This is a genomic window from Sphingomonas olei, from assembly GCF_045369765.1.
Classification (GTDB): Bacteria; Pseudomonadota; Alphaproteobacteria; order Sphingomonadales; family Sphingomonadaceae; genus Sphingomonas; species Sphingomonas panaciterrae.
In genome coordinates this window covers 38,743-56,926 of record NZ_JBIQEU010000003.1, presented here as the reverse complement: position 1 = coordinate 56,926, position 18,184 = coordinate 38,743, and the positions used below count along the sequence as shown (strand labels likewise).

15 protein-coding genes and 1 tRNA gene are annotated in these 18,184 nt (G+C 66.0%); 4 read left to right on the top strand and 12 right to left on the bottom strand.

What is annotated here, in order from left to right:
* Positions 1–10 precede the first annotated feature (10 nt).
* On the top strand, positions 11–475 hold the full coding sequence (locus ACH0BU_RS04730) for a RidA family protein (RefSeq protein WP_046411562.1): 465 nt from the start codon (positions 11–13) through the stop codon (positions 473–475).
* Between the two features lie 149 nt (positions 476–624).
* Positions 625–1,752, top strand: a complete 1,128-nt coding sequence (locus tag ACH0BU_RS04725) for a GNAT family N-acetyltransferase (RefSeq protein ID WP_145119942.1) — start codon at positions 625–627, stop codon at positions 1,750–1,752.
* 3 nt (positions 1,753–1,755) lie between these two features.
* Here the strand turns inward: ACH0BU_RS04725 and ACH0BU_RS04720 are convergent, their stop codons facing one another.
* The 9 genes from ACH0BU_RS04720 to ACH0BU_RS04680 form a co-directional block, all read right to left on the bottom strand.
* On the bottom strand, positions 1,756–1,962 hold the full coding sequence (locus tag ACH0BU_RS04720) for a hypothetical protein (protein WP_296220515.1): 207 nt from the start codon (positions 1,960–1,962) through the stop codon (positions 1,756–1,758).
* A 22-nt stretch (positions 1,963–1,984) separates the two neighbouring features.
* Positions 1,985–2,491 carry a DUF2490 domain-containing protein gene (locus ACH0BU_RS04715; protein ID WP_296220513.1) on the bottom strand — a complete coding sequence of 169 codons (507 nt, stop codon included), beginning with the start codon at positions 2,489–2,491 and terminating at the stop codon, positions 1,985–1,987.
* Between the two features lie 152 nt (positions 2,492–2,643).
* Entirely contained in the window at positions 2,644–4,305 is a 1,662-nt protein-coding gene (locus ACH0BU_RS04710) for a hypothetical protein (protein ID WP_500263832.1), read from the bottom strand.
* An 18-nt stretch (positions 4,306–4,323) separates the two neighbouring features.
* Entirely contained in the window at positions 4,324–6,210 is a 1,887-nt protein-coding gene (locus ACH0BU_RS04705) for a hypothetical protein (RefSeq protein WP_296220508.1), read from the bottom strand.
* Between the two features lie 31 nt (positions 6,211–6,241).
* Entirely contained in the window at positions 6,242–7,756 is a 1,515-nt protein-coding gene (locus ACH0BU_RS04700; RefSeq protein WP_296220506.1) for an NAD(P)/FAD-dependent oxidoreductase, read from the bottom strand.
* A gap of 87 nt (positions 7,757–7,843) precedes the next feature.
* Positions 7,844–9,436 carry a L,D-transpeptidase scaffold domain-containing protein gene (locus ACH0BU_RS04695; RefSeq protein ID WP_314470024.1) on the bottom strand — a complete coding sequence of 531 codons (1,593 nt, stop codon included), beginning with the start codon at positions 9,434–9,436 and terminating at the stop codon, positions 7,844–7,846.
* Positions 9,437–9,438: 2 nt separating this feature from the next.
* Complete coding sequence (locus ACH0BU_RS04690) at positions 9,439–9,702, bottom strand: hypothetical protein (RefSeq protein ID WP_046411568.1); 264 nt, start codon at positions 9,700–9,702, stop codon at positions 9,439–9,441.
* Positions 9,703–9,862: 160 nt separating this feature from the next.
* The gene (locus ACH0BU_RS04685) at positions 9,863–11,086 is read right to left on the bottom strand and encodes an argininosuccinate synthase (protein WP_046411570.1); all 1,224 of its coding nucleotides are present in this window, start codon (positions 11,084–11,086) and stop codon (positions 9,863–9,865) included.
* 43 nt (positions 11,087–11,129) lie between these two features.
* Positions 11,130–12,413, bottom strand: coding sequence for an MFS transporter (locus ACH0BU_RS04680; protein WP_432431018.1), 1,284 nt, complete (start codon positions 12,411–12,413; stop codon positions 11,130–11,132).
* A 200-nt stretch (positions 12,414–12,613) separates the two neighbouring features.
* Here ACH0BU_RS04680 and ACH0BU_RS04675 point away from each other — a divergent pair, with 200 nt between their 5' ends.
* Positions 12,614–13,228 (top strand): class I SAM-dependent methyltransferase, encoded by a 615-nt coding sequence (locus ACH0BU_RS04675; RefSeq protein ID WP_125946104.1) that lies wholly within the window; start codon positions 12,614–12,616, stop codon positions 13,226–13,228.
* A gap of 164 nt (positions 13,229–13,392) precedes the next feature.
* On the opposite strand, the gene ACH0BU_RS04670 is transcribed toward ACH0BU_RS04675, so the two are convergent.
* The 3 genes from ACH0BU_RS04670 to lon form a co-directional block, all read right to left on the bottom strand.
* A tRNA-Val gene (locus ACH0BU_RS04670) sits at positions 13,393–13,467 on the bottom strand.
* A gap of 77 nt (positions 13,468–13,544) precedes the next feature.
* The gene (locus tag ACH0BU_RS04665) at positions 13,545–13,817 is read right to left on the bottom strand and encodes an HU family DNA-binding protein (RefSeq protein ID WP_046411576.1); all 273 of its coding nucleotides are present in this window, start codon (positions 13,815–13,817) and stop codon (positions 13,545–13,547) included.
* 160 nt (positions 13,818–13,977) lie between these two features.
* The gene (lon, locus tag ACH0BU_RS04660) at positions 13,978–16,374 is read right to left on the bottom strand and encodes an endopeptidase La (RefSeq protein WP_500263831.1); all 2,397 of its coding nucleotides are present in this window, start codon (positions 16,372–16,374) and stop codon (positions 13,978–13,980) included.
* Positions 16,375–16,497: 123 nt separating this feature from the next.
* On the opposite strand from lon, the gene ACH0BU_RS04655 reads away from it, so the two are divergent.
* On the top strand, positions 16,498–18,183 hold the full coding sequence (locus tag ACH0BU_RS04655) for a M1 family metallopeptidase (RefSeq protein WP_296220460.1): 1,686 nt from the start codon (positions 16,498–16,500) through the stop codon (positions 18,181–18,183).
* Position 18,184 lies beyond the last annotated feature (1 nt).

The following is an 18,184-nucleotide window of genomic DNA, read 5'->3' as shown; positions in this document are numbered from 1 at the left end:
ACCCCGGACCATGACTGACCGTATCGATCGCAAGCTCGAAGAGCTCGGGCTCACCCTCCCCACGGCGGCTGCGCCCGTCGCCACTTATGTCCCGACGGTCGAGGCCGGCGGCCTGCTCCATGTCTCGGGCCAGCTGCCGTTCCGCGATGGCAAGGTCGTGACCGGCCGCCTCGGCGACGATCTCGATGTCGCCGCCGGTTCGGACGCTGCCGTGCTTTGCGCGCTGATGGTCGTGGCGCAGGTCAAGGCCGCGCTCGGCGACCTGTCGCGCGTCGCGCGCATCGTGAAGCTCGGCGTGTTCGTGAACTCAGCCCCCGGCTTCGGCGATCAGCCCGAAGTCGCCAATGGCGCGTCGGACCTGATGGTCGCGCTGTTCGGCGATGCCGGCAAGCACGCCCGCGCCGCGGTCGGCGTCGCTGCCCTGCCGCGCAACGCTGCGGTCGAGATCGATGCCATCATCGAAGTGGCGCGCTGAACCTTCGCGCTACCCGGTCGTTCCGGCCAAGCCGTGCGCTTGCCTGACCAGATCTTTTCCGAATCGGCGCCAGCCGCGGCTTATCCCCGCGCGCTGGCGCGCTTCCTCCATCCTGTCTGCCCCCCGGACATGACGGGGACTGTGGCCGAATGAACCTCTCGGCCCGCATGATGCACGGCGTCGCCAGCATCGCGGCGGAGCAGTGGGATGCCTGCGCCGGCACCGCCCATCCCTTCGTCAGCCACGCCTTCCTCTCCGCACTGGAGGATTCGGGCAGCGTCGGCGGTCGCACCGGGTGGCAGCCGGTACCCGTCGTCGTCGATGGCGCGGATGGCGCGCCGATCGCCGTCGCCCCCGCTTATGCAAAGGCGCACAGCCAGGGAGAATATGTCTTCGACCATGCCTGGGCCGATGCGTGGGAGCGCGCAGGCGGGCGCTATTATCCCAAGCTTCAGGTCGCCGCCCCCTTCACCCCCGTGCCCGGCCCCCGGCTGCTGTTGCGCGATCCCAGCGCCGCGCCGGCGCTGATTGCGGCGCTGGAGGCGGTGACCGATCAGCATGATCTGTCCTCCGCCCATGCCACCTTCGTCGCCCCCGATCAGATCGACGCCTTCGAAGCCGCCGGCTGGCTGATCCGCGAGGGCACGCAATTCCACTGGCGCAACCAGGGCTTCGCCAGTTTCGACGATTTCCTCGCCACCCTCGCCAGCCGAAAGCGCAAGGCGATCCGCAAGGAACGCGCCGCCGCCGTTGAGGGGCTGACGATCCGCCACCTTGTCGGCGATCAGATCGGCAAGCGCGAATGGGACGCCTTTTGGACCTTCTACCAGGATACCGGCAGCCGAAAGTGGGGCCGCCCGTATCTCACCCGCGCCTTCTTCCCGATGCTGGGCGAACGGATGGGCGATCGCGTGCTGCTGATCCTCGCAGAGCGTGACGGCCAGCCAATCGCCGGCGCGCTCAACCTGATCGGCGCCGACACGCTCTACGGCCGCTATTGGGGCTGTACGGAGGACGTGCCGTTCCTGCACTTCGAGCTGTGCTATTATCAGGCGATCGACATTGCGATCGAACGCGGGCTTTCGACGGTGGAGGCCGGCGCGCAGGGCGAGCACAAGCTGATGCGCGGCTATGCGCCCGTCCCCACCTGGTCGGCGCATTATTTCCCCAACCCCGGCTTCCGCCGCGCGGTGGCCGATTTCCTCGCCCGCGAACGCGTCGCGGTGGAGGCAGACCAGGAATTCCTCGGTCAGCTCACTCCCTTCCGCAAGGGCTGATCGCTACCGCACGCGCTCGCGGTCGGGCAGCGGCTGCAATCCCGGCCCGGTCGTCGGCACCACCTTGGGCGGGACGATCTTGGTGGACAGCTGGAACGATATGCCGATCACTGCGGCATGGTTCATGTTGGCGCGGCCGTTCACTGCCCGCTGTCGCTGGTTCAGATAACCAAGCTCCAGCGCCGCCGCCTCCGAAATGGGCGTGCGCACCCCGGCGAAGGTCCACAGGTCGTCATATCCCTTGCGCGCCCCAGTCGGCGTCGGTCAGGTTCCAGTACAATTCGACCGAGACGACGCCCACCGGCCCGCCGCTTTCCTTCTTGGTCAGCGGCGTCGCCAGCAGCAATTGCTGCGCCACGCGCAAATTCCAGTCCTTGCCGGTCGATCGCTGGCGCTGCTCGAAGCGCGTTTGCGCGCGGACGCCGACCCGCCCGATCGCCCCGATGCGATAGGATGCCTGTTGCAGGAACCGGTTCTCGTGCAGGTCCTGCGGCAGCCGCGCACCATCAATGAAGGCATAAAGATACCCCGCCGACAGGATCAGCGACTCGCTCTTTCGCCAGGAAATGATCGGCGGGATGACCGTGATCGGTGCGGTTGCGGCATTCTTGGTCGACCAGCGTGGCTGGATCTCACTGGTGATGAAAACATCGTCGGAAAGCGGCGCCGTCACCTGGATCCCGCCCCAGATCTGCCCGCCGTGGTTGGTCTCGGCCGCCACCGGTAGCGCAACCCCCATCGCACATGCAGCCACAGCTGCCGCCCAGCATCGGTTCAATGGCCGGTCCTCCCCTCTCCTTCTTCAACACCTTAAGGATCGGAAAGGTGCCGCAGCGCGGCGCATTTTTTTGCGCTGCGGCTTTATGAGGGTTCAGCCCAGTGCTCGGCGCGTCACGAACGCGGTGGTGGCGGCAGCTCCAACTTCCGCTCGCGCATCCGCCGCTCCCGCAGCTCCAGGAACCATCTGGGGTACAGTTCCTCGTCGGCGATCTGCGGGGTGGGCCGGTCGCGGTTCACCTTCAGCAGCGCGCTCGCGCCGGTCGGCGACCGCCAGACCCGATCGAGGTCGCTGGCATAACGCGAATTGAACGGCGGCGTGCGGATCAGCCACACATAATCGAACGCCTCACGAGGGAATCGCGCCATCGAAAAATCGATCGGCTTCCACCATTCGCGCGGGCACCAGCCCGGCGTCACGATCTCCGAGGGATCATGCGCGAACATGCCCGCCTTGCTGTATTTCGCGGTCAACAGCTGGGCACCCGGCATCGACCATTGGTCGTTGGCATAGGCCAGCCGCCGGGTCAGCGCGATGGCCGGCAAATGCTCCAGCCGGCTCATCTTCCATTCGTTGCGGCAATTGGTGCCGACGAACGTCACGACCCGCGCGCCCTCCGGCAATTCGTCCAGCGCAGCAAGCTCGGTGTCGTAATCGCGATCGAACAGCCAGTAGCTGACCGTATTGCCCGCGATCCGCGCGACGAAGAAACTGGTCGCCAGCATCGCCAGGATACCGGCCTTGCGCGCGCTCATTCCCGGCAGCGGACGGATCGCGATCAATGTCACCGCCACCACGAACGGCGCCAGCCGCATGTCGGCATAGGCCGATCCGAACACGATCCGCGGCAGCAGCGCGTACACCGCCGCCAGGAACAGCGCCGACAGCACGAGGTTGCGCGAAAAGCCAAGCACCGGGTCCCGCACCGCGTAGAACAGCAGCAGCAGGTAAACCGCGGTCGAGGCGACGTCCCACAGCTCCCACCGATCGCGCAGCACCATCAGCAGCCAGGCGACTTTCGCCTGCCAGTTGAACCAGTCCGCCGTCTGGCCGGTGACATGGTCGCCCGACCGCCAGAAGATCATCAGCAGCATCGGCAGCGCCAGCGGCACGCAACCCAGCCCCGCGCGGATCCAGCTTTCCACCCAATGGCCCGATCCCGCATCCTTGCGGATATCGTGCTGGCGGATCATCTCGGCGGAAAATGCGAGCACGCCCAGCACGCCCCAGCCGAACGTATGGCACAGCCACAACAGGCAGGAGATCGGCACGAAGATGATCGCGCGCAGCCGCAACCGGCCAAGCCGCGCCAGCCGCAGCCACAGCGCGAACAGGCACAGCGCCAGCGCCATCGACAGCGAGAAATTCACGAAACCGAACTGGAACGGGTAGCAATAGGCCAGCGGCAGCGCGAACATCGCCGTCGGCGGGATCCGGCCATGCACTTCGCGCGCGATCCACAGCAAACCGGCCACCGTCAGCGCCGGGATCGTCATCACGATCAGCTTGACGCCCAGTTCCAGGCCGAAAACCTTGGCAAAGGGGACGACCAGCAGGTCGATCCCCAGGTTACCGATCAGCGACCATTGGAAATTATACCATTCGGCCAGCCACGGCGCCTGTTCCACCGGCGTCAGCTGGACGCGGTAGCGGCCCATATGCCCCGGCAGGTCGACCAGCGGCGGAATGTCCGGCCAGATCAGCGGCACGATCGAAATAAGCGTCGCGATCACGACAAACGTGCGCGTCTGCCACCAACGAAGGGGCGCCCCCATGTGATCCATCGCTTTGCCTTACGGGCGTCGGGCGACGGGGGGCAAGGGCCGAATGACCCGCCACGCCAGCGCCGGGGTGCCGGTCTCGACCGGCTCCAGCCAGTCGAACCGCTCGCCAGCTTGCAACCGCGCCCAGAAGCCTTCCGGAAAATCGCGGCGATAGATTTCCGTCTCGCTCAGCCCCGGGCAACCGGCGATATACGCTGCCCCGCTCGCCATCACGATCCCCCGCGCCTGTTCGGGCGACCCGGTGAAGGCGGTCAGCACCTGCTCCATCGGGCGCGGCGCGCGATGGTATCCGCCCGCGATCGCGTCATGATGGGTGGTCGCGATGATGTCCGGTCCAATGTCGATGGGGGCAAAGACAATGCCCGGCGGCAGCCGCCCGATCACGCGAACGTCGCCGACTTTTTCGCATGACGGGCGCTGCTGGCCGGACGCCGTCCCGGCGCGGCCGATATTCGCCGGGGACAGGCCGGATGTCGCCGCCGATCGGTCGTCCGCGGCCACTGCCTTCCCGGCCACCACGCCGATCGCCGCGACCTGTCCGGGGGACGCGACCAGCAACGCCCCCGCCGTCGCGACCAACCGCTTGCCCGCCCCCGACACCGCCCGCGCCCGCGTCAGCAGCGTCAGCAACAACGTCGCCACCCCCGGGACGGCCAGCGCATTGGCCGTCGCCCCCGCGCGATTGACAAGCACCGCCACCAATGTCGCAAGAGCTAGAATAGCAAGCAAAAGCAACCACCTGACCCTGACGTCGCCCTTTGTCGAACGATAGCCGCGCCACGTGGCGAAAAGGCCCACCAGCGGCAGCCCGATCGTCATCGCCGCCCAGTGCGGCTTCTGCTCCCACAAGGGCCGCCCCTCGCTCACCCCAACATACCAGATGTCATGAACGATCGGCGGCAGGCTCGCGAACGGCCCCGCCAAACACCCCGGCGATACCACTACCAACACCCCCGCGGTAAGCACCCCGGCCCCCAGCAATCCGCCGAGTCGAACGCCCGCCGGCTGGCGCTGAAACACCGTCGTCACGACGCTCGTCCCAACGGCCGCCGTACCCAGCATTGCCAGCCAACCAGGAGCAACCGCGTCGCAGGCAGGCGCGAAAAAGCCCGGCCCGCGTGTTGCCACGTGAAGCAGCAGCGCGCCGCCAAACAGGCTCCACACCAGCCCAAGCAGGAACCCGCGCCGCTCCGGCTGCCACACCCAGGCCAGCGCCGCGACGCCGGCAATCGCCGCCGCGATCGGCATTCCTTCGAGCGAGATCGTCAGCAGCATCGCCAGCGCAACGCCGGCCACGGCGCCATCACGCGCCCTCCCGCGCCCGATCAGCATCGCCACCGCGACCAGCGCCAGAACGATCTGCCAGCCATGGTGATCGATCCGCAGCGGCCGCAGCTGGTACACCAGCGGCGCCGACAGCGGCACCAGCAGCACGGCGTAGCGCGCCGCCTCCGCGCCCGAGAGCCGCCGGGTCATCGCCGCAACCAGTGCCATGACGGCCAGCAACGACAGCAAGGGCACGATCGCCATCGTCACGCGCGTCGCCGCATCCTCGCTCATGACGAGGCGCGTCGCCGCCAAAACAATCGCCAGCGGAAGGTCCACCAGCCGCGACCAATGCATCGGAAAGTCGCCGCCGTTCAGCCGATACTGCGCCACATCCCACCAGCTTTGCCCTGCAAGCCAGTCGCGCACCTCCATCAGGCGCATCGCGTCATCGGGATCGGGAAAGCGCAGCGACATAATATCGCCGGCAGTGGCGAGCAGCAGAACGATGGTGGAGAGCAGCCACCCGATCAGGACAGGGCGGACGATCCCGCGGCCCCGTTTTCGCGCGCCGGAGGCTAGGATTTGTCCATCCGACGCACGCCCGCCCCCGACGAGGGCGCCCGTCACCGCGTCGCCTGCTGCCGGGTGGCCCACAAGGTCACGCCGCCTTCAGGCGTTCCGGCACGGCGCGCACGCTTGCGAGCGCGGCGCGCTCCCCCTCGTTGCCGCTCTCATGATATTCGGCGTCCTCGTTCACCGCCCAGATGTCATAGACCCGCGCGCCGGCTTCGATGTTTCGCACGGTCAGCATCGCGGTCATCATCGCGTGATCCTGATTGTTGTAGCGGTGCATCCCGTTGCGCCCGACACAATGCAGCGTCGAATAGCGTGTCTCGATCTCCTGGCGCAGCACCTCGACATTGGCGGCATAATCCTCGTCATAGACGGGATAGGCCTTCTCCTGCCGTACCACCGTTCCGCCGACCACCTGCTCCGCCTCGCATAGCCCAAGCTGCGCCATCTCCTTCGTCGCCAACGCAACGAGTTCGTCGTCACTTGCTGACCAGAGCCCGTCGCCCTCGAAGCAGAAATATTCCAGGCCGACGCAGGCAAGATCGGGATCGGGCACCATCTCCGGCGACCACGACCGGAAGTTCTGAACCCGTCCCACCTTCACCTTGGAATCGTGGATGTAGATCCAATTGTCCGGGAACAGGTCGGGCGAGCGGATCATCAGCGCGACCGTCAGGAAGTCGCGATACTTGAGGTTCGCCGCCTCCGGCAATGCAGCCGGCAGCGGATGGAGCCGGCTCGCCAGTTCGCGCATCGGCGCCGAGGAAATGACGTGCGCCGCCTTTATCGCGACCTGCGCACCCTCGCCGTCCGTGGCGGTCATCGTCCACTGTTGCGTGACGTCGTTGAACGCCAGCTGCTTCAGCTTGTGATCCATCAGCACATGGTTACCGTGCGCGACCACATGATCGCGCGCCGCTTCCCACATCATGCCCGGCCCGAGCCGCGGATAGCGGAAGCTTTCCAGCAACGTCTTCACCGCCATCCCGTCATTCGGCCGCTTGTTGAGGCCAAGGCTGCGCTTCAGCCCATCGGTTACCGCGCCCCACAGGCTTAGCCCCTTGATCCGCTGCGCCGCCCAATCGGCGCTCATCGCATCGCATGGCATGCCCCACACCTTCTCGGTGTAGGTCTTGAAGAAGATCGAATACAGCTTCCATCCGAAGGCGTTGACGGTCCAGTCCTCGAAGCTCTTCACGCTCCTGTTGGGCAGAAGCTTGGCCTTGGCGAAGCTCGCCATGCACAACGCCGATCGCCACACGCCAAGGTTCCACAGCGCCTCGAACGCGCGCAGCGGATAGCTGTAGAATTTGCCCTCGTAGTAGATACGGCTCATCCGCGGCCGCTCGATGAAATCGTCGGGCAGGATCTCATTCCAGAGGTCGACCACCTCCTTCGATCGCGAGAAGAAGCGGTGCCCGCCGATGTCGAAGCGGAAGCCCTCATGCTCGACGGTGCGGCTGATCCCGCCGACGTAGCGCGGGTCCTTCTCGATCACCGTGACGGAATAGCCCGCCTCTCCGAGCAGATAGGCCGCCGTCAGCCCCGCCGGTCCCGCGCCGATGATCGCCACGTCCACCGTGCCGACAGGATTCGCCATCTGATGCTGCCCCATAGCAATGCAGCATCGGCAATGAAGGACGATGATTGAGGCGTGGTTAATGCGCCGCCCGCGCGGCGCACCAGATCACCGGCTGGCGAGATGCTGCAGGGCGGGCGAATCGCGATCATAGACATCGACGACATATTTCACGCCGCGTCCCGTCTCGGAGGGACTGGCCGTGAAATACATCAGATACACCGGGACCGGCTCGGGCACCGGCACATGCTGCTCGGGCTGCGAGCTGTCGGGCTTCAGCGGGCGATCGAACAGCCACCGGCCCAGCCGCGGCGCATCCTCCAGCCGGACGCAACCGTTGGAGAAATGCCGGTCCGCCTTGGCGAACAAATTCTTCTGCGGCGTATCGTGCAGGTAGATGCCGTGATCGTTGGGGAACATGAACTTGACCGACCCCATCGAATTGCCCCGCCCGGGCAGCTCGCGAACGCGCGGCTCGACCGTGCCGTCTGCCACCCCCTGCCAGTCGATCGAGGCGGAGGGAATGACGGTGGCGTCATGCGTCCAGTCCGACAGCGCCTCATAGCCCTGCCGCTCCAGCGAGGTACCCGCCAGCACCTTGGGGGCGATCCGCTTGCGCACGAGGTCGACCGGGACATTCCAATAAGGGTTGAGCGTCGCGTAACGCACCAGCCCCGCCATCATCGGCGTCTGCGTCTCGGGCGTGCCGGCAACGACGCGCATCGTGCCCTGCTCCGCCCCGCCACCGTAATACCACAGGCGCGCGGCGGCCGCGTCGACCACGATATGCCGGGTATAGGCATCGGGCAGCAGCCGTGCGCGCTCCAGGTTCAGCCGCAATTGCGCGATAGGGTCCTCGCTCGCCCCGCCCTCGCCGTTCAACGCGGCGATCGTCTGTGCGCCCGCAATGCCATCGACCGGCAAGCCGCGCGACGCCTGGAAGCGGCGCACGCTGGCCCTCAGCTCCGCATCGTAAGTGCCGCCATCCGCCAGCCCCAGTCGCTGCCGCAGCAGCATCACGCGCTCGCCGGTCATGCCTGGCTTCAGCAACGGCCCGCCGGGCACGGTGACGTCGCTTCCAGGCACATCACGGTCATCGTCCGGCGCCGTCGTCGGCAATGCCGCGCGCAGCTGCACGTACAGCGGGCTCATCCAGCCCATGTTGCGCACATAATCGGTCATCGACTTGGCCAGCGCCGCGCGCCGCAGCACCTCTTCCGGGCGCAGGCGCTTCGGCTTCAGCGATTCCTCGAGATATTCGATCTCGATCGTCGGCTCGCGCATGTCGCGGACCAGATTGCCGAGCGCGCCGCTCAATGCCACCTCAAGATAGGCGAGCGCGCGCGGATTGCCGTCCTGCCCCTCATCGATCAACCGGCGCAACCGGTCCGGCGAATAGCGATCGGGGTTGAGGCCATCGACGCGCACGCTTTCGATCACGCCGACCAGTGCTTCGGCCTGCGGGCCGGGCCGGTCATCGACGATCCACAGCGGCCAATAGCCGCGCGCGCGATAGAAATCCTTCAGCCGGCCGCCGACCTGGCCCCGAATTGCCTGGGCAACCGCGTTGGTCGACTCGCCGACCGGAACATCGTCCTGCGCGGCGGCGACGCTGGGAAGCGCCGCCACCGGCAGGAGCAATGACAGGATAAGCGCCAGCCGGCTCGCGCGCCGCGCCGGCGCGCCCTCGCCGGCCGACAAGCTCAGCCTCGTTCGCCGCGCGGGGTGGGCGGCGGCGGGGGCGGCGGCGGCGGCGGGCACGGCGGCGCCTGGAACGCTACATAGACGCCGTCCGGCGTGTAATAGCCATCGACGAGGCCATCGCCGTTGCGATCAGCTGCGACCGTTCCGGCCAGTGCACCCGGGCCAAGCGGCGGCGCCGGAGCGACCACGTCCTGGCGGTTTTCGGCGCAGGCGGTGAGCACGGTGGCCCCCAGCAGCAATGCGCCAAATGTTGCACCCTTCATCGCAATCTCCCTCAGACTCGGGGCCTTGAGCCGCCCCAGGCGCGGAAAGAACGTCGATGGCGGCAGGATCGTTCCTGATCGACAACGATCATACGCGTTGTCCGCAGTGGCCGGCACGCCGGAGATGGCAGGAATCCTCCCCCGGCGTGCGATAGGCCGATTACAGGCGGTCGCGACGGCCGAGCAGGCGCAGGCGCAGCGCGTTCAGCTTGATGAAGCCTTCCGCGTCGCGCTGGTCATAGGCGCCCTGGTCGTCCTCGAACGTCACCACCTTCTCGCTGTAGAGCGAGTTGGGCGACTTGCGGCCGACCACGTTGACGCTGCCCTTGTACAGCTTCAGCCGCACCGTGCCGGACACCTTCTCCTGGCTATAATCGATCGCCGCCTGCAGCATCTCGCGCTCCGGCGCGAACCAGAAGCCGTTGTACACCAGCTCGGCGTAACGGATCGCCAGCTCGTCCTTCAGGTGCGCCGCGCCGCGATCCAGCGTCAACTGCTCGATGCCGCGATGCGCCAGGTGATAGATGGTGCCGCCCGGCGTCTCGTACATGCCGCGGCTCTTCATGCCGACGAAGCGGTTCTCGACCAGGTCGAGCCGGCCGATGCCATGCTTGCGGCCAAGCTCGTTCAGCTTGGTCAGCAGCGTCGCGGGCGAACATGCCTCGCCGTTCAGCGCCACGCCGTCACCACGCTCGAAATCGACCGTGATATATTCCGGCGCGTCGGGCGCGTCCTCCGGGTTCACCGTGCGCGAATAGACGTAATCGGGCACTTCCTCCCATGGATCCTCCAGCACCTTGCCCTCGGACGAGGTGTGCAGCAGGTTCGCGTCGGTGGAGAACGGCGCTTCGCCGCGCTTGTCCTTGGCGACCATGATCTGGTTCTGCTCGGCGAACTCGATCAGGCGGCTGCGGCTGGTGAGATCCCATTCACGCCACGGCGCGATCACCTTGATGTCGGGTGCAAGGGCATAATAGCCCAGCTCGAAACGGACCTGGTCGTTGCCCTTGCCGGTCGCGCCATGGCTCACGGCATCGGCGCCGACCATCTTGGCGATCTCGATCTGGCGCTTGGCGATCAGCGGCCGGGCGATGGAGGTGCCCAGCAGGTACAGTCCCTCGTACGTCGCGTTGGCGCGCATCATCGGGAACACGTAATCCTTGACGAACTCCTCGCGCAGGTCGTCGATGAAGATATGCTCGGGCTTCACGCCGGCCAGCTCCGCCTTGCGGCGCGCTGGTTCCAGCTCCTCGCCCTGGCCGAGGTCGGCGGTAAAGGTCACGACTTCGCAGTTATAGGTCTGCTGCAGCCACTTCAGGATGACGCTGGTGTCGAGGCCGCCGGAATAGGCGAGCACGACGCGCTTGATGGAGGAGTCGGTCATGGCGCGCGCGTCTATTCGCTCGCCGCCTTGACGGCAATCGCGTTTAGATCACCGGGTCGTCGAATGCCGCGACTTCCTGCTCATCGGGCTCCTGCAGCGCGAACCAGCAATAAGCGAACAGCGCGACGCAGCCGACCGCCGCGATTAGATACGGCAGCGAATGCCAAAGGCCGTACAGGCCGACGCCGATTGATGGCCCCAGCACGAAACTGGCGCCATTGACGCTCGTCACCTTGCCCGCGACCGATCCTTGTGCGGCGGGCCCGACGGCAAGGCTCGAGCCCGCGGTGAAGCCCGGCCGCGTGAAGCCGAAGCCAAGGCTGGCGAGCGCATAGCCGGTGGCGATGCCGTACAGCGACGTGGCAAAGCCGGTCATCACCGTCCCCGCCGCAGCAAAGACGAGGCCGACAAGCACCAGCGCGCGCGGCGCGAGGTTCAGCGTCGGGATAATGCCCCATTGCGCCAGCAGTGCGGTGCCGGCACCCATCATCAGCACGATACCGGTCGGCTCCAGCGCCTGCGAGGGCGGCAGGTTCAGCCGATCGATCACCAGGAATCCGATCGCCTGGCCCGTCATCGCCTGCGCATGGCCCATCACCAGCCCGGCGATCATCCAGCCACGAATCCGCCGATCGAAATAGCTGACCTTGATGCCGCCCTTGGGCGCCGTTGCGCCGCGCACGCTGGCCCCCGTGCCCTGCCCGCCGATCGACGGATACCCGGTCGTCCCGCCGTGGCCGCCCAGCGGCGTGGCGCGATCCTCCGGCAGCATCGTGCGCACGGTCAGGAACATCGCAATGCCGAACAGGGTGAACACGAACGCCGGCCCGGCCAGCCCGATCTCGATCTCCCCGATATGCCCCAGCAGCAGATAGGGCGCGATCGCTGGGCCGAGGATCGTGCCGAGGCCAAAGGCGCTGGCGATCAGCGTCAGCGCGCGCGTGCGCTCTTCCCGCGTCGTCTCGCCCGCCACGATCGCCTGCACCGCGGGCGGCGCGGCCGATCCGAACGTGCCGTAGATCAGGCGCGCCATGATGAAGAGCAGGAATGCCGCCGATCCGCTGATCCACCCGTTGATCCCCGCGGCCAGGAATAGCCCGCAGGTCGCGAGGCTCACGCAGAATCCGCCCATCCCCAACAGGATCATCAGTCGCCGGCCATAACGGTCCGATCGATTGGCCCAGAACGGTGCCGCGATCACCCACAGCAGCGCCGATACCGAAAATGCCGCCGCGACCGCGCTGTCCGCCACGCCCAGCGAGCGGCCCAATGCGGGGAGTACCGATTGCAGTGCCGTATTGCCCGCTGCGATGGTGAGCATCACCATGAACATCAGCGCAAACCGGCGGTCGAACGCGCGTCGAATCCTCGGGCGCCTGGGGATGGCGCTCTGCTTGTGCCCCCGTTCCTCTACCATGACGCTCGATTAGGCGCTTGGGAGCGCCGCGCAACCCCGCTATGGCAACTGTCTAGGCCGTGCCGCGTTCGGCACAATTGACGACTTTTCCGGGGAGTTACTTTTCCTCCATGCCCAGCTCAACCAGTGCGGTGCGCCGCGCCCGAACCAGCAAGGCCGGCGTGCCGAAGCCGTGGCAGATGTTCTTCTCCGGCTTCCTGAAGCATCCGGTGATGGTGGGTTCGGTAATCCCGTCCTCCGCCAAGCTGATCGACAAGATGCTGGCGCCGGTCGACTGGGCGAATTGCAAGGTGTTCGTCGAATATGGTCCGGGCGTCGGCACCTTCTGCCGCCCGATCCTGGAGCGGATGGCGCCGGACGCGACGCTGATTGCGATCGACACCAATGCGGATTTCGTTCGCTATCTCGATCACACGATCGTCGATTCCCGCTTCGTGGCCGTCCACGGGTCTGCGGCCGACGTTGAGGCGATCGTGGCCGAAAATGGCCACGAACAGGCCGACTTTGTCCTGTCTGGGCTCCCCTTCTCGACGCTGCCGGCCGGGATCGGCCCGGCGATCGCGGAGGCGACGCACCGCGTCATCCGCCCCGGCGGCGCCTTCCTCGTCTATCAGTTCAGCCCCAAGGTGCGCGACTTCCTGTCCCCGCACTTCGCCCGCATCGACCATGACATGGAATGGTGGAACGTGCCGCCGGCGCAGCTCTACTGGTGCTGGAAAGACTGATCGCGGCGAGGATCTGGCCCGTCTGGGGGGGAGCAGGCGCATCGCCGCTCCTCTCCCGCCGGGCCGCGTGACAAATCGCGCCACCACAATGGCTTGAGGCACGAAGCTCAGGCCCCGTGATACAGGAAGCCCCGCCGGTCGATCGACCTGCGGGGCTTTGTATATGGTGGGCGCGACAGGGATTGAACCTGTGACCCCACCCGTGTGAAGGGTGTGCTCTACCGCTGAGCTACGCGCCCGGAGAGCCTTTCAGCTCGAAACCGGAAGCGGGCCTTTAGGAGGCATCGCGCCGCCTGTCCAGCCCGCCATCATCAAATTAGTTCAACGAATCCTTCAGCACCTTGCCCGCCTTGAACTTCGGCTGGCTCGACGCCTTGATCGTCATCGGTTCGCCAGTCCGCGGATTGCGACCCGTCGACGCCTTGCGCTTCGTCACCGCAAAGGTGCCGAAGCCGACCAGGCGCACTTCATCGCCCTTCTTGAGCTGCGCAGTAATCGTGTCGAACACGGCCTCGACCGCGCGCGTGGCATCGCCCTTGGCGAGTCCCGACGCGGTCGCAACCGTCGCGATCAACTCCTGCTTATTCATGCACCGACCCCCGTTTGGCTTTGCGGATATTCGAAAAAATACGGATTCGGCCCGCGCGAGGCCGCTCGTTCCAGTAAGACGGCTGGCCCGTTCAGTGTCAAACGAAACCACGGCGGTCGCGATGAACCGCCGTGTCCCGTTTTCGCTGCCTTAAAGGAACTTAGTGGTGAAGCTCCCCCCCGGCCGGCGCGATCGGGGCCGGCGGCTGCGCCGCCAGCTCGTCCGCGTCAGTCCAGTCGATCGCTTCCAGCGGCTCGGTCAGTGCGAGGCGAAGCACCTCGTCGACATGCGTCACCGGTACGATCTTCAGGCCGTCCTTGATGTTCTGCGGGATGTCCGCGAGGTCCTTCTCATTCTCCTGCGGGATCAGCACCGTGGTGATACCGCCGCGCAACGCCGCGAGCAGCTTCTCCTTCAGGCCGCCGATCGGCAGCACGCGGCCGCGCAGCGTGACCTCGCCGGTCATCGCCACTTCCTTCTTCACCGGCACGCCGGTCAACGTGGAAACGATGCAGGTGACGAGGCCGATACCGGCCGACGGGCCGTCCTTCGGCACCGCGCCTTCCGGCAAGTGGACGTGCACGTCCTTGCGGTGGAACAGGCTCGGCTTGATCCCGTAGGACGGCGCGCGCGCCTTGATGAAGCTCATCGCCGTCTCCGCCGATTCCTTCATCACATCGCCCAGCTTGCCGGTCAGCTTGATCGCGCCCTTGCCGGGCACCGTCACGCTTTCGATCGTCAGCAGTTCGCCGCCCACCTCGGTCCAGGCGAGGCCGGTCACGGCGCCGATCTGGTTCTCCTCCTCGGACAGGCCATGGCGATACTTCTGCACACCCGCGAACTCGTGGAGGTTCTCCGGCGTGATGGTGACGCTGGTCGCCTTGCCCTCAAGGATCTGGCGCAGCGCCTTGCGGGCGAGCTTGGCGATCTCGCGCTCCAGCGTGCGCACGCCGGCCTCACGAGTATAGCGTTGGATCAGCGCGCGCAGGCCCTCCTGGGTCAGCGTGAACTCGCCGTCCTTCAGGCCATGGGCCTCGATCTGCTTGGCGATCAGGTGACGCTCGGCGATCTCCACCTTCTCGTCCTCGGTGTAGCCTTCGAGGCGGATGATCTCCATGCGATCGAGCAGCGGCTGCGGCAGGTTCAGCGTGTTCGCCGTGCAGACGAACATCACGTCCGAAAGATCGATATCGATCTCCAGATAGTGATCATTGAACTTGCTGTTCTGCTCCGGATCCAGCACCTCGAGCAGCGCCGAGGCGGGATCGCCGCGGAAATCCTGGCCGAGCTTGTCGATCTCGTCGAGCAGGAACAAGGGGTTCGCCGCCCCTGCCTTGCGCAGGTTCGTCACGATCTTGCCCGGCAGCGAGCCGATGTACGTCCGGCGATGGCCACGGATCTCGGCCTCGTCGCGCACGCCGCCCAGCGACTGGCGGATGAACTCGCGGCCGGTCGCCTTGGCGATCGACTTGCCGAGGCTCGTCTTGCCCACGCCCGGCGGGCCGACGAGGCACAGGATCGGCCCCTTCAGCTTGTTGGTGCGCGCCTGGACCGCGAGATATTCGACGATCCGGTCCTTCACCTTCTCCAGCGCATAATGATCCTCGTCGAGGATCGCCTGCGCCGCGGCGATGTCCTTCTTCAGCTTCGACTTCTTGCCCCACGGCAGGCCGAGCAGCACGTCGAGATAGTTGCGCACGACGGTCGCCTCGGCGCTCATGGGCGCCATGGTCTTCAGCTTCTTCAGCTCGGCCGTGGCCTTGGTGCGCGCTTCCTTGGAAAGCTTCAGCGTCGCGATCTTCTGCGTCAGCTCGCCGATCTCGTCGCCTTCGCCTTCCTCGCCCTCGTTGCCGAGCTCGCGCTGGATCGCCTTCAGCTGCTCAATGAGGTAATATTCGCGCTGCGTCTTCTCCATCTGGCGCTTGACGCGGCTTTTGATCTTCTTCTCGACCTGCAAGACGCCGAGCTCGCCTTCCATGAAGGCATAGACCATCTCCAGCCGGCGGGCAGGATCGGACTCGATCAGCAGCGACTGCTTGTCCGCAACCTTGATCGAGATGTTGCCAGCCACCGCATCGGCGAGGCGCGAGGCGTCTTCGATCTCGCCCAGCTGCGAGGCGGTTTCCGCGGGCAGCTTGCGGTTGAGCTTGGCGTAATTCTCGAACTGGTCGATCACGGACCGCATCAGCGCCGACACCTCGGTGCCCTCGGCCTCAACCTCCTCGATCGGAGTCACTTCGGTCGTCACATAGCTGCCAGCGTCGACGAGACCGCCGAGCCGGCCGCGCTGCTTGCCCTCGACGAGCACGCGCACCGTGCCATCAGGCAGCTTCAGCAGCTGAAGCACCGTCGCGGTGACGCCAACATCATAGAGGTCGTCCGCCTTGGGATCATCCTCGGCCGGATCAAGCTGCGCGACGAGGAAAATCTCCTTGTCCGCGGCCATCGCTGCCTCAAGCGCAGCGACCGACTTGTCGCGACCGACGAACAGCGGCACGATCATGTGCGGGAAAACGACAATGTCGCGCAGGGGCAGAAGAGGGTAGGTCTGGGTCATGCAAACTCCGGCGCCGCTTCGAACAGGCGGCGATTTGCAGTGTATATGGGGTGGCGCGCTTGTCCATCAATCGCCGCATGTCGCTTGCGGAGCCGATAACGTGCTGCAGCATTCTTATTCTGCATGATCTCGCTTCTTCTGCTGATCGCGGCGGCATCCTCGCTGCCGGACAAGGGCCAGCCACCACTGACCGCCCAAACCCGAATGTCCGGCGGACCGAGGCCGGCCGAGCAGACTGCGGTCCGCTTTGACCACGCCGACCTGTCGTTCGAAGTCGTGCCGCGGCAGCGCCGCATCCGGGGCGATGCGCTCCTGACCTTCACCGCGCGCGCGCCATTGGCACGGCTGGTGATCGATCTGGATCGCAATCTTCCCGTATCATCGATCGCGATCGACGGATCGCCCCTGTCGAAACGGGCGTGGAGCAATCCCGAGGGGCAGCTGGTCATTGCGCTGCCGAAACCGTTGGCCGCCGGCGAGAAGGTGCAGGCGCGGATCACCTATGGCGGCACGCCGCACGTCGCGCTGAACGCCCCCTGGGATGACGGTATCGTCTGGAGCAGCACGCCCGATGGTCGCCCCTGGGTCGCCACCACCACGCAGGGCTATGGCTGCGACCAATTATGGCCATGCCTCGACTTCCCTTCGGGCGAGCCGGCGCTGGTCGATCTCCACATCACCGTACCACCGGGGCTGAAGGCGCCGTCGAACGGGCGGTTGATCGGCGTCGATACGCTCAGCGACGGGCGGACGCGCTGGAACTGGCGCGCCCGGCAGCCGAATACCTATGCCATCGCGCTCGCCGTGGGACCGTTCGAGGAACTCACCGGCACGTACCGCAGCCGCTACGGCAACGAAATCCCGCTGTATTACTGGTACTTGCCCGGAAAGACCGAACAGGCGAAGGCGTTGTTCGCCGAATTTGCGCCGACCCTCGACTTCTTCGAACAAGTCATCGGCCCCTACCCTTTTGCCGATGAAAAGGTCGGCGTCGTCGAAACGCCGCACATGGGCATGGAGCACCAGACCATCAACGCCTATGGCAACAATTACGCCAAGGCACCGGAAGGCTTCGACTGGCTGTTTCACCATGAATTCGCGCATGAATGGTTCGGCAACCAAGTAACGGCGGGGAACTGGGATGATTATTGGCTGCATGAGGGCTTTGCCCAATATATGCAGCCATTATACGGTCTCTGGCGCGAGGGCGACGCGCGTTACCTCACCATGCTGGAGACACAGCGCAACCGGATCACCAATCGCGCGCCGATTGTCCGGGACAAGTTGCTGAGCGAGGAGGAGGTGTATGAGCCGTCCCTCGGGGGCGCGGGGACCGACATCTACTATAAGGGCGCGCTGACACTGCACACGCTGCGAGGCCTGATCGGCGACGACGCCTTTTATCGTGCGGTACGCCGGCTGGTCTACGGCCGTAAAGATCCTGCACCCGGCAACTTTCGGCCGCGTTTCGGCTCCACGCGGGAGTTCGAGGCGATCGTAAAGGAGGAAAGCGGCCAGGATCTCGGCTGGTTCTTCGATGCCTATCTTCGACGCGCCGAACTGCCCGACCTGACCGTACGGCGTGACGGTGACACGTTGCGGCTGGACTGGCGCGAAGGCAGTCGCTTCCCCATGCCGATCGAGGTGAAGATCGGCGATCGCGTCGAACGGGTCGCGATGGCGGGTGGCAGGGGCACCTTGACCGTTCCCGCTGGTCAGCACGTCGTGATCGACCCGATGGCGCGGGTGCTGCGCCGCTCGCCCGCAGTGGAGCAATATCAGGCGTGGCAGGCCCGCGCGCGCCAGTAAT